Genomic DNA, 13,353 nt, shown 5'->3' on the forward strand with positions numbered 1-13,353 from the left:
AATGCTTCTTTGTCTGCGAGTGTGAGCACGTGCTTAACTCTCGTGCTCCGATGCGCGACGTCGCCCGGTCAACCTTCTGGACATGCAACATGAGCGAGACAACGTACTCCGCGCACTCCGAGCCGCATGCAACGCAATCACGCGCGAGCGCGTTCGTGGACGTCGCGTCACCCGTGCAGTTTCCCGACAGTCCGGTGTCGCGCGTGTTCGCGCAGCCGCTCATGCTCGGCCTCTTCCTGCCGATCCAGGCGGGCGGCTGGAGCGCCTCCACCCTGCCGCGCACGACCGACTGGTCTTTCGACTACAACGCCGATCTCGTGCTGAAGGCCGAATCGCTCGGCTTCGATCTCGTGTTCGCGCTGTCGCAATGGCTGCCGAAAGGGGGTTACGGCGGTGTCTTCAACGGCGAGGCGCTCGATTCCTTCATGACGCTCGCGGCGCTCACCGCACGCACCGAGCGCATCATTCTCGCGGCGACCAGCCACGTGCTATACGGCCCGTGGCATCCGCTGCACTTCGCGAAGTTCACCGCGACGCTCGATCATATCTCGCGCGGACGCTGGGCCATCAACGTCGTGACGGGACATCGCGCGGTCGAGCACGAGATGTTCGGCTGGAACCGGATCGAGCACGACCGGCGCTACGAGATGGCCGCCGAGTTCATCGACGCCGTACAGCAGCTCTGGGCGCAACGCGAGAACTTCACGTTCGAACCTGAGCTATCGAGCTGGAAGCTGAGTGGCGCGTTCGTCACGCCCAAGCCTCGCTACGGCCGGCCACTGCTCATCAACGCAACGGGTTCGGACGCGGGCATCGAGTTCGCCGCGCGCTATTCGGATGTCGTGTTCATCACGAGCCCGGCGGGGCCGGACATCGATCGCGCGCTGGAGGCGCTGCCCGCGCACGCCGCGCGTGTGAAAGCCGCCGCCGCGAGGCACGGCCGCACGATCCGCACGCTGCTCAACCCGCTTGTCGTGTGCCGCGAGACGGCGGCCGAAGCGCGCGCGTATCGCGATGCGATCGTCGCGCACGCCGACGAAGGCAGCTTCCAGCGCTTCGACAGCGACGCGCACGCGTGGCGCGGCGGCATGGATCAGCGCACTCAGGCCGCGGCGCGCGCGGTGGGCGGCAACGTGTCGATCACGGGATCGCCGGAGGAAGTGGCCGACACCATCGTGCGTCTGCATCGCGCCGGCATCGACGGCGTGCAGCTGAGCTTCTTCGATTTCAAGCCCGACCTAGACTTCTTCGGCGCGCGCGTGCTGCCGCTGTTGCGCGAAGCGGGCCTGCGACACTGATCTCTTCGAGGGTACCGAAGAAAAATCGCGCATGCGCCGATGCTCAGCATAACGACGCAACGCGTGAAATCGACCTGAATGCCGACTCGATATCGATATCTCTTTTCGTCGTTTCGGATTCGGAAGCACGCGCGTCATCATATTCCATTCATCCGCCGGCTTCTCCAACCAAAAAAGGGCGCGCCCCGCCCAACAGCAGACCAACCTATGCGCACGTTCTCGTCGGTCCTTCGCGGACTGGTCTTCGCCGCCACCCTGTCCGGCGCTTTCATCCTGCCAGCGCACGCCGCGAGCACGGCGCCCGCCGTCGATCGCGACACTGTCGTGATCGGCGTCGAAAAGGAGTTCTATAACCTCGACGGACTCGTTGCCGTGAGCGGCGATTCGCTTCGCTACGGCTGGCAGATCTACGACACGCTCTACGGGTTCGACCAGAAAGGCAATCTCGTGCCGCGCCTGGCGACAAGCGTGAGCGTTTCCGACGACGCGCGCGTGTTCACCTACAAGCTGCGTCCCAACGTCCAGTTCCATAACGGTGCGACGCTCACCTCGCGCGACGTGAAGGCATCGCTCGAACACGTGCTCGATCCGCGCAGCAAGAGCACGCGGCGGCCCTTCTTCGCGCCGGTCGTCGACGCGGTCGAGACGCCCGACGATCTCACCGTCGTGTTCAAACTGAAGCAGCCGGATGGCGCATTCGCCAACAAGGTCGCGGGCTATCTCTATATCGTTCCGTCCGACTATCTCGCGAGCCTGCCGAATCCCGATGCGTTCGCGCAAAAGCCGGTATCGCTCGGCCCGTACAAGTTCAAGTCGCTCGCGCCCGGCGGCAGCGAGCTCGTGCTCGAACGCTTCGACGACTATTGGGGCGAGAAACCGCGCGTGAAGACGCTGATCTTCCGCGCGATCACCGAGCCGGCGAGCCGCGTCAATGCGGTGTTGCGCGGCGAAGTCGATCTCTCGGTGGCGCTGCCGTTCTCGGACTATGCGCGGCTCCGGAAGGAAAGCGGGCTCGACGTGATCGAGAGCCGCGTCGCGTCGCCCGTCTACGTGCGCGTCTATACCACCGACAAGAACTCGCCCTTCTCCAATGTCCAGGTGCGTCAGGCGTTGAGCTACGCGCTCGACACCAACGCGATCATCAAGAGCGTGCTGTACGGTGTGGGCGAGCCGCTCGGCACGATGATCTCGAACTACTATCCCTACGGCGCGGATCGTTCGATCAAGCCGTATCCGTACGACCCCGCGAAGGCACGCGCGCTGCTTGCGCAGGCCGGCTATCCGAAGGGTTTCGAGACCACCCTCAACATTCAGGGCGACATGCCGCAAGGCGTCGCGGAAGCGCTCGCGGCGTACTGGGGGCAAGTCGGGGTGAAGGTCAAGCTCAACCGCCTGACATATGCGACCTTCCAGCGCCTGAACAACACGCACACGTCCGGCCCGCTCGCGCTGAGCCAGTTCACCAACGCGCTGTACGACCCTGTGCATCCGGTGGGCGGCGCGTTCGCATCGAACGGAAGCTGGTCCGACTATTCGAATCCGAAAGTCGATGCGCTGCTCGCCGATGTCTCGCGCGTCAGCGACACGAAGCAGCGCGGCGCAGTGTTCCAGAAGATCGGCCGCGAACTGCACGACGATGCCGCCGCGTTCTTCATCTCCGAGTTCACCTACGTGTATGCGAAGAAGAAGACGCTGCAATGGCAGCCACAGCAAGGCGGCGGCTTCCTGAACTTCCGCACGATCCAGTGGACGCCGCAAGCGGTGGCCGGGAACTGAGCGATGTCCGCTTATCTCCTGCGCCGCATCGGGTCGGCACTGCTCACGGTGTGGCTGATGTCGGTGCTGATCTTCGTCCTGGTGCGCATGGTGGGCGATCCTGCCTATCTGCTGATGCCGCCCGAAGCGACCGAGGCCGACCGCCAGATCTTTCGCGAGCAACTCGGCCTCGCCGATCCCGTTCCGCTGCAATACGCGCGCTTTCTCGCGGGTCTCTTGCGCGGCGACATGGGCAACTCCTTTCACTTCGGCGCACCGGCGCTCTCGATGGCGCTGAGCCGGCTCGCGTCGAGTCTTCTGCTCGTCGGGGTTTCGCTGACGCTGGCGCTGGCTATCGGCTTGTCGCTGGGCGTCGTGTCGGCGGTGCGCCGCGGCGGGTGGATCGACCGGCTGGCATCGATCTTCGCGGTGCTCGGGCAGGCCGCGCCGCCCTTCTTCGTCGCGTTGCTGCTGATTCGGCTCTTTTCCGTGCAATGGGGCTGGCTGCCGACCGGCGGACACGGCTCGTGGCGTCATCTGATCCTGCCCGTGTGCGCGCTGGCGTGGTACTCCGCCGCGGGCATCGCACGGCTCACGCGTGCCAACTTGCTCACGGTGCTCGAAGCCGACTACATCCGCATGGCGCGCATCAAGGGGCTGCCGGAGCGTGTCGTGATCGGAACGCATGCGCTGCGCAATACGGCGCTGCCGATCGTCGCGTTCACGGCTTCGCAGTTCGGCGTGCTGATCGGCGGCGCGGTTGCGATCGAAACGGTGTTCTCGTGGCCCGGCTTCGGCAGTCTGATGGTCGAGGCCATCAGCACGCTCGATTTCACCGTCGTGCAGGCGGCCGTGATCGTGTCCGTACTGCTGTTCGTCTCGATCAATCTTGCGGTCGACGTGCTCTACGCGCTCGTCGATCCGCGTATCCGGTATCGGCAATGAGCATGCGATTCGTCCTGTTCGGCGGCCTGCTTGTCGCGATCGTCGCGGCGTCCGCGTGCGCACCCTGGCTCTCGGCCGTCGATCCGAACGCGATCGATCTGTCCGCGACCTTCCAGCCGCCGAACTGGCATCACTGGTTCGGTACCGACCAGATGGGCCGCGACGTCTTCGCGCGCACGCTCTACGGCGGCCGCATTTCGCTCGCCATCGCGTTCTGCGCGGTGCTGCTGGCGGGCTTCTCGGGCGCGCTCGCGGGCTTGCTGTCCGCGTATATCGGCGGACGTTTCGATGCCGCGCTGATGCGCATCGTCGATGCGCAATACGCGTTGCCGCCTGTGTTCCTCGCGATGCTGATCGTCGGCATCTGCGGACCGAGCATGACGAACATCGTGATCGTGGTGACGCTCGCGAACTGGGGACGCTTCGCGCGCATCATCCGCGCCGAGGCGCTCAGCCTGCGCGAGCGCGACTTCATCCTGATCGCGAAGCTGGCCGGCGCGACGCCGCTGCATGTCGCGCTGCGGCACCTTCTGCCCAACGTGCGCAATACCTTCGCGGTGCTGCTGACGCTGGACATCGGCCTCGTGATCTTCATGGAAGCGGCATTGAGCTTCGTCGGGCTGGGCGTGCAACCGCCCGATCCGTCGTGGGGCGGCATGATCGCGGACGGCCGTAATTATCTCGATACCGCCTGGTGGCTGTCCGCGCTGCCGGGGCTCGTGCTGATCGCCACCGTGCTCGCGAGCAACCGCATCGGCGAATCCTTGCAGCGCGATGAAGGAGCGGTGCGATGAGCGTGCTGAGCGTGCATGACCTCGCCGTTGAAACCGAGCACGCGCGGCTTGTCGATGGCGTGAGCTTTTCCGTGAAAGCCCGCCGCACGCTCGGTCTCGTCGGCGAATCCGGCTCGGGCAAGAGCGTGACGTGCCTGTCGGTGCTCGGCCTGCCGCCGCGCGGCGTGCGCGTCACCGAAGGACACATCCTGTTCGACGGCGACGACCTGCGCGCGAAGACGCCCGCCGAACTGAACGCGTTGCGCGGGCGCGAGATCGGCATGATTCTTCAGGACCCGATGACCTCGCTCAATCCGCTGCTCACGGTCGGCCGGCAGATCACCGAAATGTTCCGCTATCGCGACGGCATGACGAGCCGCAAGGAACGCGAGGCCCGCGCCATCGAACTGCTGCGGCGCGTGCGCATTCCCGCGCCGGAAAGCCGCCTGCACAGCTATCCGCATCAGTTCAGCGGCGGCATGCGCCAGCGCGTGGCCATCGCCATGAATATCGCGTGCAATCCTCGCCTCCTGATTGCCGACGAGCCGACCACCGCGCTCGACGTCACCGTGCGCCTGCAGATTCTCGATCTGCTGCGCGAAGTGCAGGCCGAACGCGGCACGGCGATCGTGCTCGTCACGCACGATCTGCACCTGGTGCGCCGCTATTGCGACGATGTCGCCGTGATGTACGCGGGACGCATCGTCGAACAAGGGCCGGTCGGCGATGTATTCGCGCGGCCGCGACATCCGTACACGAAGGGTCTGCTCGGCGCCGTGCCGCGTCTGCGCGGCCCGCAGCGTCGGCTCACGGTGATTCCCGGTCAGCCGCCCTTGCCGGGCAGCATCGCGCAGGGATGCCGCTTCGCGCCGCGCTGTCCCGGCGCACGGGCCGACTGCATGAGCGCCTATCCCGCGACGCGCACGATCGACACCCATCGCAGCGTCGCGTGTTTTCATCCCGAGCCGGACGAAAGAACGGCTGAGGCTCTTCTCATGACGGCCACCTCATGAACGCTCTCGAAGTGTCGGACATCCAGCGCGCCTTTCCCTTGCGCGGCGGCCTTTTCGCCAGGCCGAAACTGCTGCGCGCGGTGGAGCACGCGTCCTTAGCGCTGCCGCGCGGCGGCACGTTCGGCCTCGTCGGGGAATCGGGATCGGGCAAATCGACGCTCGCGAAAATCATCCTCGGCGCGGACGAGCCGACGCACGGCGAAGTGCGCTTCGGCACGCGCGTATTCGGCAAGCGCACGAGCGACAGCGACCGGCGCTGGCGGCAACGCGCGGTGCAGGCCGTGCTGCAAGACCCGTTCGGCTCGCTCGATCCGCAGATGAACGTCGGCGATATCGTGCTCGAACCGTTGCGCATCCAGCAAAGCGGCATAGTGAAAGAGGCCCTGCAAAAGCGTCTCGATGCACTGCTCGCCCAGGTCGGCTTGCCGGCGGAATTCAAGCGCCGCCGTCCCGGCGAACTAAGCGGCGGTCAGCGCCAGCGCGTGGCGATCGCGCGTGCGCTCGTGCTGGAGCCGGAGATTCTCGTGCTCGACGAGCCGGTCTCCGCGCTCGATGTCTCCATCCAGGCGCAAGTCCTCAATCTGCTGAAGGACCTTCAGGACGCGCTCGGTCTCTCGTATCTGCTGATCTCGCACGATCTCGCCGTGGTCGCGTTCATGAGCAGCCATATCGGCGTGCTCTATCTCGGCCGCTTCATGGAGCAAGGCACGCGCGAGGACATCGTGGAGCGCGCGGCGCATCCGTACACCCATGCGCTGATCGCCGCATCCGAGCCGGATGCGCCCGACGTGCGCGTGATCGGTGGCGAAATTCCGTCGCCGCTCGCGCCGCCTGCCGGATGCGTCTTTCATACCCGCTGCCCCGCCGCGCGCGATCCATGCCGCGTCGATGCGCCGCCCGAGCGACACCTGTCCGCAACGCATCGCGTGACGTGTCATTTCCCGATCACACCGAAAGCTTGAGCCATGTCAAAAGAGATTCGCATCAACGCATTTCTGGCCTTCGCACCGACGCATCTTTCGCCCGGACTCTGGGCGCATCCGCGCGACCGCGCACTCGACTACAACGCGCTCTCGCTCTGGACCGATCTCGCGCGCACGGCCGAACGCGGTGGCTACGACGCACTCTTCTTCGCCGACGGCATCAGCCAGTACGACGTCTACGGCGGATCGAACGCGGCCGGCGTGCGCTGGGGCCTGCAATTCCCGCGTCTCGATCCGCTGCTGCTCGTCTCCGCGATGGCGCAAGTCACCGAGCATCTCGGCTTCGCCGTGACGAGCAGCGTAAGTTATGAGGCGCCGTTCCTGTTCGCGCGGCGCATGTCGACGCTCGATCATCTGACGCGCGGGCGCATCGGCTGGAACATCGTCACGAGCTTCGGACAAAGCGGCTCGCGCGCGATCGGCCAGCCCGATGCGCGTCCGCACGACGAGCGCTACGACCTCGCCGACGAGTACATGGAGATCGTCTATCGGCTGTGGGAAGAGAGCTGGGAAGACGGCGCGGCCGTGCGCGACCGCGATGCGCGCATCTTCGCGGATCCGCGCCGCGTGCATGAGATCCGTCATGAAGGCCGCTTCTTTTCGATGCAAGGCACGCATTATTCCGAGCCTTCGCCGCAGCGCACGCCGCTGCTGTATCAGGCGGGCACGTCGAACCGCGGCAAGGAGTTCGCCGCGCGTCACGCCGAATGCGTGTTTCTCAGTTCGCCGACCGCGCATCTGGTCGCGCGCGATGTCGCCGACGTGCGTGCGCGCGCCGCCTCGCTCGGCCGCGATCCAGAATCGGTGCTGTTCTTTTCGCTCGCGACCGTGATCGTCGCGCCGACCGCCGAAGAAGCGCAAGCGAAATGGCAGGACATTCAGCGCCACGTGAGCCTCGAAGGCGCGCTTGCCTTGTTCTCGCGCTGGAGCGGCATCGACCTGTCGAAATACAGCCCGGACGATCCTTTGCAATACGTGAAGAGCGAAGGCATGCAGTCGGCGATCGAAGCCTTCACTGTTGCCGATCCCGAGCGCGTGTGGACTATCGGCGAGCTGGCGATCTTCAATGCGATCGGCGGCAAGGGGCCGGTGTTCATCGGCTCGCCCGCGCAGGTCGCGGATGCGCTCGAATGCTGGAAAGCGCAAACCGGCGTCGACGGCTTCAATCTCAGTCATGCGCTGCTGCCGGGCACACACGAGGACTTCGTCGATCTCGTCGTGCCGGAGCTGCGGCGTCGCGGCATCTACAAACAGGCCTACGCCAAGGGCACGTTGCGAGAAAAACTCTACGGCGAAGGCCACGCGCATCTTCGCGCGCCGCATCCGGCGGCGGCTCATCGCGCCGCTCACATCGAGGAACACACTCATGCTTGATACCGCATACGAAAGCATCACCGTGCAGCCGCTCACGCGTCATATCGGCGCGCTGATCGGCGGCATCGATCTGACGCGGCCGCTCGCGCAACAGCAGATCGCGGACGTGCGCCGCGCGCTGCTCGCCCATCAGGTCATCTTCTTTCGCGATCAGCCGATCACGCTCGATCAGCATCTCGCGCTCGGCCGGCACTTCGGCACGCTGCACGTGCATCCGAACAGTCCCGGACCGCAGGGCTATCCGGAGATCCTGACCATACATAGCGATGAGACCACGAAGCGCGTCGCCGGCGACCGCTGGCATTCCGATGTCTCGTGCGACGAAGCGCCCCCGATGGGCAGCATCCTGCATCTCCATACACTGCCGTCGCACGGCGGCGACACGCTCTTTTCCAGCTCGTACGCGGTGTATGAATCGTTGTCGCCCGGTTTGCGCACCTATCTCGAAGGTCTGACCGCGACGCACGATGGCGAGCCGACCTATCGTCACCGCAACCGGCTGCGCGGCATCGACGACACCGGCAAGACGTTTCCCCGCGCCTCGCATCCGGTCGTGCGCACGCATCCGGAAACGGGCCGCAAGGGCATCTTCGTGAATTCGAACTTCACGACGCATATCGACAACGTGTCCGCCGCCGAGAGCGAAGGCATTCTGCGCCTCTTGTACGAACGCTTCGCGTCGCCGGAGTTTCAGGTGCGCTTTCGCTGGGAGCCGCATTCCATTGCCTTCTGGGACAACCGCGCCGTGCAGCATCTGGCCGTATGGGACTACTACCCGGAAGTGCGCTCGGGCTATCGCGTGACGATCAACGGAGACAAGCCGTTTCTATGAGCCCGAAGAAGGAAATACGCGTCAACGCCTTCGCGTTGCATAGTCCGGTGCATCATTCGCCGGGCATGTGGCGGCATCCGCGCGACCGTTCGCTGCACTACAACACGCTCGATTACTGGGTCGATCTGGCGAAGACGCTCGAACGCGGGCTGATCGATTCGCTCTTCATGGCCGACAGCATCGGCGTGAACGATGTGTTTGGCGGCAGCATCGACACCGCCTTGCGCCACGGCGCGCAGGTGCCCAAGCAGGACCCGATGATGGCGCTCTCCGCGATGGCCTACGCCACGCAGCATCTCGGCCTGTGCGTGACGAGCAATGCGAATCACGAGCCACCTTATGTGTTCGCGCGCCGCATGTCCACGCTCGATCATCTGACGCGCGGGCGCATCGGCTGGAACATCGTGACGGGCTTCGCGCAAAGCAGCGTGAAGGTGCTCGGCAAGGACGGCATCGCATCGCGCGACGAACGATACGACATCGCCGACGAATACATGGATGTCGTCTACAAGCTCTGGGAAAGCAGTTGGGAGGACGGCGCGAACGTGCGCGATACGGCCACAGGCATCTTCGCGGATCCGTCGAAGGTGCATCGCGTCGATCATCAGGGCAAGTACTTCAGGGTGCAGGGCATCCACATGACCGAGCCTTCGCCGCAACGCACGCCGGTGCTGTTTCAGGCGGGATCGTCGGCGCGCGGGCAGCGCTTCGCGGGACGTCATGCGGAAGGTATCTATTTGAGCGGACCGAGCAAGAAGGTGCTCGCGCCGGTCGTCGCGGGAACGCGGGCCGAGGCGGTGAAGGCCGGGCGCGATCCGGGCGATATCCAGTTCTTCACGATGGCGACCATCATCACCGGCCGCACATCGAAAGAGGCGCGCGACAAGTATGAGGACTATCGCCGCTACGTGACGCCCGAAGCCGCGCTCGCGATGTTCTCGGGCTGGACCGGCATCGACTTCTCGACTTACGACCCCGACGAGCCGATCCGCTACATGCAGCTCGACGCGGGCACGTCGTCCGCGCTCGAAGGCTTCACGAAGCTCGATCCGGAACGCGTGTGGACAGTGCGTGAGCTTGCGCTGCACAACGCGATCGGCGGGCGCGGGCCGGTGTTCATCGGCGCGCCCGACGAGGTGGCAAGCGCGCTCGAAGAATGGGTCGACGAAACCGGCATCGACGGCTTCAACCTGAGCTATGCCGTCACCCCGGAGGCGTACGAGGATTTCGCGGATTTCATCGTGCCCGAACTACAGGCGCGCGGCCGCTACAAGACCGGCTACGCCACCGGCACTGCGCGAAAAACTCGGCGGTACGGGCAGCCGGCTGAACGACCGTCACCCCGGCGCGGCGTTTCGCCTTCGATAACAACTCCACTCCATCATGAGCACTCAGACCAGCAAACTATCCGACGCCCTCGCCGCCTTGCCCGCACTCGCCGAAGAAATTGGCGTCGATGCCGCACAGCGCGAAATCCGCCGCGAACTACCCTTCGCGGCCTTCGACGCGTTCCGTCGCTCGGGTCTCGGAGCACTGCGCATTCCGGTCGAACGCGGCGGCCTCGGCGGCACGCTCGAAAACGCGCTTCACGTCGTGACAACGCTCGCCGCGGCCGAGTCGAACGTCGCGCATGCGCTGCGCGTGCATTTCGACGTGGTCGAGTCCTTGCGCCTCGCACCGCGCACGGCGTTTCACGACCGGCAAGTGAGCCGCATCGTCGAGGGCGCGCTGTTCGGCGGCGCATCGGGAGAACAGGGCACGGCGCGCGCGGGCGAGATCGAAACCGTGCTGCGCCGCGAAGGCGATCACTTTCGTGTGACGGGCAAGAAGTACTACACGACCGGCACCGCGTATGCGGATTTCGTCCGCACGAATCTCGTCGATGAACAGGGCAAAGGCGTCACCGCGATCATTCCGGTGCGCGCCGAAGGCGTCGACGTGCTCGACGACTGGGACGGCATGGGCCAGCGCATGACGGCAAGCGGCAGCACGATGTTCAACGACGTTCGCGTCGATGCCAGCGAGGTCGTCGAGAAAGGCTATGGCTCGCTAATCGGCCGGCATGGCGGCGCATATCGGCAATTGCATCTGGTGGCGGTGGCGGCGGGCATCGTGCGCAACATCGTCGCTGACGCACGCGCTTATGTCACCGGGCACGGGCGCCCCGTCATGCACTCCACCGCGCCGAGCGCGCGCGAGGACGTGTTCATCCAGCAAGTCGTGGGCGAACTGACGGCGCTGAGCCATACCATCGACGTACTGGTGCGCGAGAATGCGCGCACGCTCGGCGTGTCTTCGGATGCGATCCTGCGCAACGATCCCGGCGCCGATGAGCTGGTGCTCCAGGGCGCGCTCGCGACGGCGCGCACGCAGATCGTCGTGGGCAAGCTCGCGTTGCAGGCGGGCGAGCGGCTCTTCGATGCGGGCGGCGCATCGGCGACGTCGCGCAAGCATAACTTCGACCGCCACTGGCGCAACCTGCGCACGATCTTCAGCCACAATCCGCTGCATCACAAGGCGAAGGTCGTCGGCGATTACGTGCTCAATGACGTGAAGACGCATTTGATCGAAGGTCGCACGTTCTGAGCGATGCGGCGGGCAGATTCGCTTAGAGACTTTCCTTATGCAGTAACGTGGAGAAAAGACATGTCAATTCGCATTGGCGATGAAGCCCCCGATTTCACGGCGGAGACGACCGAAGGGTCAATCCGCTTTCACGAGTGGATCGGCGACAACTGGGCAATACTGTTCTCGCATCCCAAGGACTTTACGCCCGTCTGCACCACGGAACTCGGGTATCTGGCCAAGCTGAAGCCCGAGTTCGACAAGCGCGGTGCCAAAGTCATCGGCTTGTCCATCGATCCCGTCACGAATCATTCGCAATGGGCCAGGGACATCGAGGAGACTCAAGGCACGGCGGTCAATTATCCGTTGATCGGCGATGCCGAGCTCGTCGTTGCGAAGCTGTATGACATGATTCATCCGAACGCGAGCGGCGGTAGTCCGCGCACGGCCAACGACAACGCGACCATCCGCGCGGTCTTTCTGGTTGGTCCGGACAAGCGCGTGAAGGCCACCCTCACGTATCCGATGAGTGCGGGCCGAAACTTCGACGAAGTCCTGCGCCTGCTGGATGCGTTGCAACTGAACGCGAAGCATACGGTCGCGACGCCGGTGAACTGGAAGCCGGGTGAAGACGTCATCATTCCGACTTCAATATCGGATGAAGATGCGAAGCAGAAGTACCCGGAGGGATTCCGAACGCTCAAGCCTTATTTGCGCACGGTCGCACAGCCGAAGTAAGTCGTTCGTCCCGGCGAGCCAACGCGCTGACCGTGCCCCAGGTCAGCGCGTCTGTCGCATGATGTGGATTGCGAGCAGGCGCAACGCGTCCATCGATGTATCAATCCATTCGCTATGGCTTGATGAACCTGAGCGTCATCCGATCCGACTCGCCGATCGCGGCATAGCGCGACCGGTCGACGTCCCCACCCTGATAAGTGGGCGGCAACGACCAAACGCCGTGTGGATGGTCTTTCGTATCCTTCGCGTTCGAATTGATCTCGCTGCGCCCAACCAGCACGAAACCCGCCGCCTGGGCGTGCTCGATGACGAACGCTTCCGTCACGTAGCCCGAATCGATCATCTGCTGCACAGTCGTCCCCGCCCGCGCGCGATGCTCCTCGACGCCAAGCTCGCCGCCATGCTTCAGCGCGTCGAAGAACGCACGCAGGTTCGCATCGAGTTGCCCGTCCTTGATCCAGTTGTGGATGTTTCGAAACGTCAACACACGATCGAAGCGTTCGTGCGCGTCGAAGTCGATAAACCGGCCCGCGTGCAGTGTGCCGACCACGACGTTTGCATACACCGCCGGTGCGCTCGCGAGTTTGCGCCGATAGGCCGTATCCGTTGCATTGTCCTCGGCGGCGAGATCAGCAGACGTGCTGAGATACTGCGCTTCGTAAAGCTGACCCGCATCGTGCAGATAGGGCGCGAGAATGTCCGTGTACCATCCGCCTCCCGGGGCGATCTCCAGCACCGCCTGTGTCGGGGCGATCTCGAAGAACTCGAGCGTTTCCTTCGGATGACGATAGACATCGCGTGCACGCGCCCTATCGCTTCGTTGTGGTCCGCTAATGGCTGCATCCAGCGGCGCGGCGCCGGCAATCTTCGATTGCGAATCGCGCGATGCATTCTGCGCATCCGGTGCGGAGGACGCGCATCCGGCCAGCGTGACAATGAAGAAGGTCGCGGCGATCGTGATGGTGCGCGCCCGAACAAGCCGAATATGGGTCATAAAGTCGAGGCAGGTATGCGATACGAGACACGATACGCGTTTCTTGCACAATCTGCTCCATATGTCGATACACCCTTCGCTAC

General features: G+C 64.6%; 11 protein-coding genes and 1 pseudogene. 11 read left to right on the forward strand and 1 reads right to left on the reverse strand.

The annotated features are described in order from the left end of the window. The first annotated feature begins 89 nt into the window (after window positions 1–89). The 11 genes and pseudogenes from AWB70_RS07950 (at window position 90) to AWB70_RS08000 (ending at window position 12,276) form a co-directional block, all read left to right on the forward strand. Entirely contained in the window at window positions 90–1,298 is a 1,209-nt protein-coding gene (locus tag AWB70_RS07950; RefSeq protein WP_053571293.1) for an LLM class flavin-dependent oxidoreductase, read from the forward strand. 207 nt (window positions 1,299–1,505) lie between these two features. Continuing rightward, window positions 1,506–3,074, forward strand: a complete 1,569-nt coding sequence (locus AWB70_RS07955; protein ID WP_053571294.1) for an ABC transporter substrate-binding protein — start codon at window positions 1,506–1,508, stop codon at window positions 3,072–3,074. A gap of 3 nt (window positions 3,075–3,077) precedes the next feature. Further along, complete coding sequence (locus AWB70_RS07960; protein WP_053571295.1) at window positions 3,078–3,998, forward strand: ABC transporter permease; 921 nt, start codon at window positions 3,078–3,080, stop codon at window positions 3,996–3,998. Continuing rightward, complete coding sequence (locus tag AWB70_RS07965) at window positions 3,995–4,792, forward strand: ABC transporter permease (RefSeq protein WP_060854066.1); 798 nt, start codon at window positions 3,995–3,997, stop codon at window positions 4,790–4,792. The genes AWB70_RS07960 and AWB70_RS07965 overlap by 4 nt, the downstream gene beginning before the upstream one ends. After that, entirely contained in the window at window positions 4,789–5,784 is a 996-nt protein-coding gene (locus AWB70_RS07970; protein WP_063786747.1) for an ABC transporter ATP-binding protein, read from the forward strand. The genes AWB70_RS07965 and AWB70_RS07970 overlap by 4 nt, the downstream gene beginning before the upstream one ends. Further along, window positions 5,781–6,746 (forward strand): ABC transporter ATP-binding protein, encoded by a 966-nt coding sequence (locus AWB70_RS07975; RefSeq protein WP_053571297.1) that lies wholly within the window; start codon window positions 5,781–5,783, stop codon window positions 6,744–6,746. Before AWB70_RS07970 ends, AWB70_RS07975 begins: the two co-directional genes overlap by 4 nt. Before the next feature lie 3 nt (window positions 6,747–6,749). After that, on the forward strand, window positions 6,750–8,141 hold the full coding sequence (locus tag AWB70_RS07980; RefSeq protein WP_053571298.1) for an LLM class flavin-dependent oxidoreductase: 1,392 nt from the start codon (window positions 6,750–6,752) through the stop codon (window positions 8,139–8,141). Next, window positions 8,134–8,973 (forward strand): TauD/TfdA dioxygenase family protein, encoded by an 840-nt coding sequence (locus tag AWB70_RS07985; protein ID WP_053571299.1) that lies wholly within the window; start codon window positions 8,134–8,136, stop codon window positions 8,971–8,973. The genes AWB70_RS07980 and AWB70_RS07985 overlap by 8 nt, the downstream gene beginning before the upstream one ends. Then, window positions 8,970–10,341: pseudogene (locus AWB70_RS07990) on the forward strand (LLM class flavin-dependent oxidoreductase). The gene AWB70_RS07985 and the pseudogene AWB70_RS07990 overlap by 4 nt, the downstream one beginning before the upstream one ends. A gap of 15 nt (window positions 10,342–10,356) precedes the next feature. Next, complete coding sequence (locus AWB70_RS07995) at window positions 10,357–11,559, forward strand: acyl-CoA dehydrogenase family protein (protein WP_053571300.1); 1,203 nt, start codon at window positions 10,357–10,359, stop codon at window positions 11,557–11,559. Window positions 11,560–11,619: 60 nt separating this feature from the next. After that, window positions 11,620–12,276 carry a peroxiredoxin gene (locus AWB70_RS08000; protein ID WP_053571301.1) on the forward strand — a complete coding sequence of 219 codons (657 nt, stop codon included), beginning with the start codon at window positions 11,620–11,622 and terminating at the stop codon, window positions 12,274–12,276. A gap of 112 nt (window positions 12,277–12,388) precedes the next feature. Here the strand turns inward: AWB70_RS08000 and AWB70_RS08005 are convergent, their stop codons facing one another. Continuing rightward, entirely contained in the window at window positions 12,389–13,270 is an 882-nt protein-coding gene (locus tag AWB70_RS08005; RefSeq protein ID WP_053572072.1) for a class I SAM-dependent methyltransferase, read from the reverse strand. Window positions 13,271–13,353: the final 83 nt, after the last annotated feature.

This window comes from Caballeronia cordobensis (genome assembly GCF_001544575.2).
GTDB classification, from domain to species: Bacteria; Pseudomonadota; Gammaproteobacteria; order Burkholderiales; family Burkholderiaceae; genus Caballeronia; species Caballeronia cordobensis.

What these genes read in the sequence shown, in the direction of transcription:
- AWB70_RS07980 (WP_053571298.1), top strand. Translation starts at nt 6,750, where the DNA reads ATGTCAAAAGAGATTCGCATCAACGCATTTCTGGCCTTCGCACCGACG.
- AWB70_RS07970 (WP_063786747.1), top strand. Translation starts at nt 4,789, where the DNA reads ATGAGCGTGCTGAGCGTGCATGACCTCGCCGTTGAAACCGAGCACGCG.
- AWB70_RS07960 (WP_053571295.1), top strand. Translation starts at nt 3,078, where the DNA reads ATGTCCGCTTATCTCCTGCGCCGCATCGGGTCGGCACTGCTCACGGTG.
- AWB70_RS07995 (WP_053571300.1), top strand. Translation starts at nt 10,357, where the DNA reads ATGAGCACTCAGACCAGCAAACTATCCGACGCCCTCGCCGCCTTGCCC.
- AWB70_RS07965 (WP_060854066.1), top strand. Translation starts at nt 3,995, where the DNA reads ATGAGCATGCGATTCGTCCTGTTCGGCGGCCTGCTTGTCGCGATCGTC.
- AWB70_RS07985 (WP_053571299.1), top strand. Translation starts at nt 8,134, where the DNA reads ATGCTTGATACCGCATACGAAAGCATCACCGTGCAGCCGCTCACGCGT.
- AWB70_RS08000 (WP_053571301.1), top strand. Translation starts at nt 11,620, where the DNA reads ATGTCAATTCGCATTGGCGATGAAGCCCCCGATTTCACGGCGGAGACG.
- AWB70_RS07975 (WP_053571297.1), top strand. Translation starts at nt 5,781, where the DNA reads ATGAACGCTCTCGAAGTGTCGGACATCCAGCGCGCCTTTCCCTTGCGC.
- AWB70_RS07950 (WP_053571293.1), top strand. Translation starts at nt 90, where the DNA reads ATGAGCGAGACAACGTACTCCGCGCACTCCGAGCCGCATGCAACGCAA.
- AWB70_RS07955 (WP_053571294.1), top strand. Translation starts at nt 1,506, where the DNA reads ATGCGCACGTTCTCGTCGGTCCTTCGCGGACTGGTCTTCGCCGCCACC.
- AWB70_RS08005 (WP_053572072.1), bottom strand. Translation starts at nt 13,270, where the DNA reads ATGACCCATATTCGGCTTGTTCGGGCGCGCACCATCACGATCGCCGCG.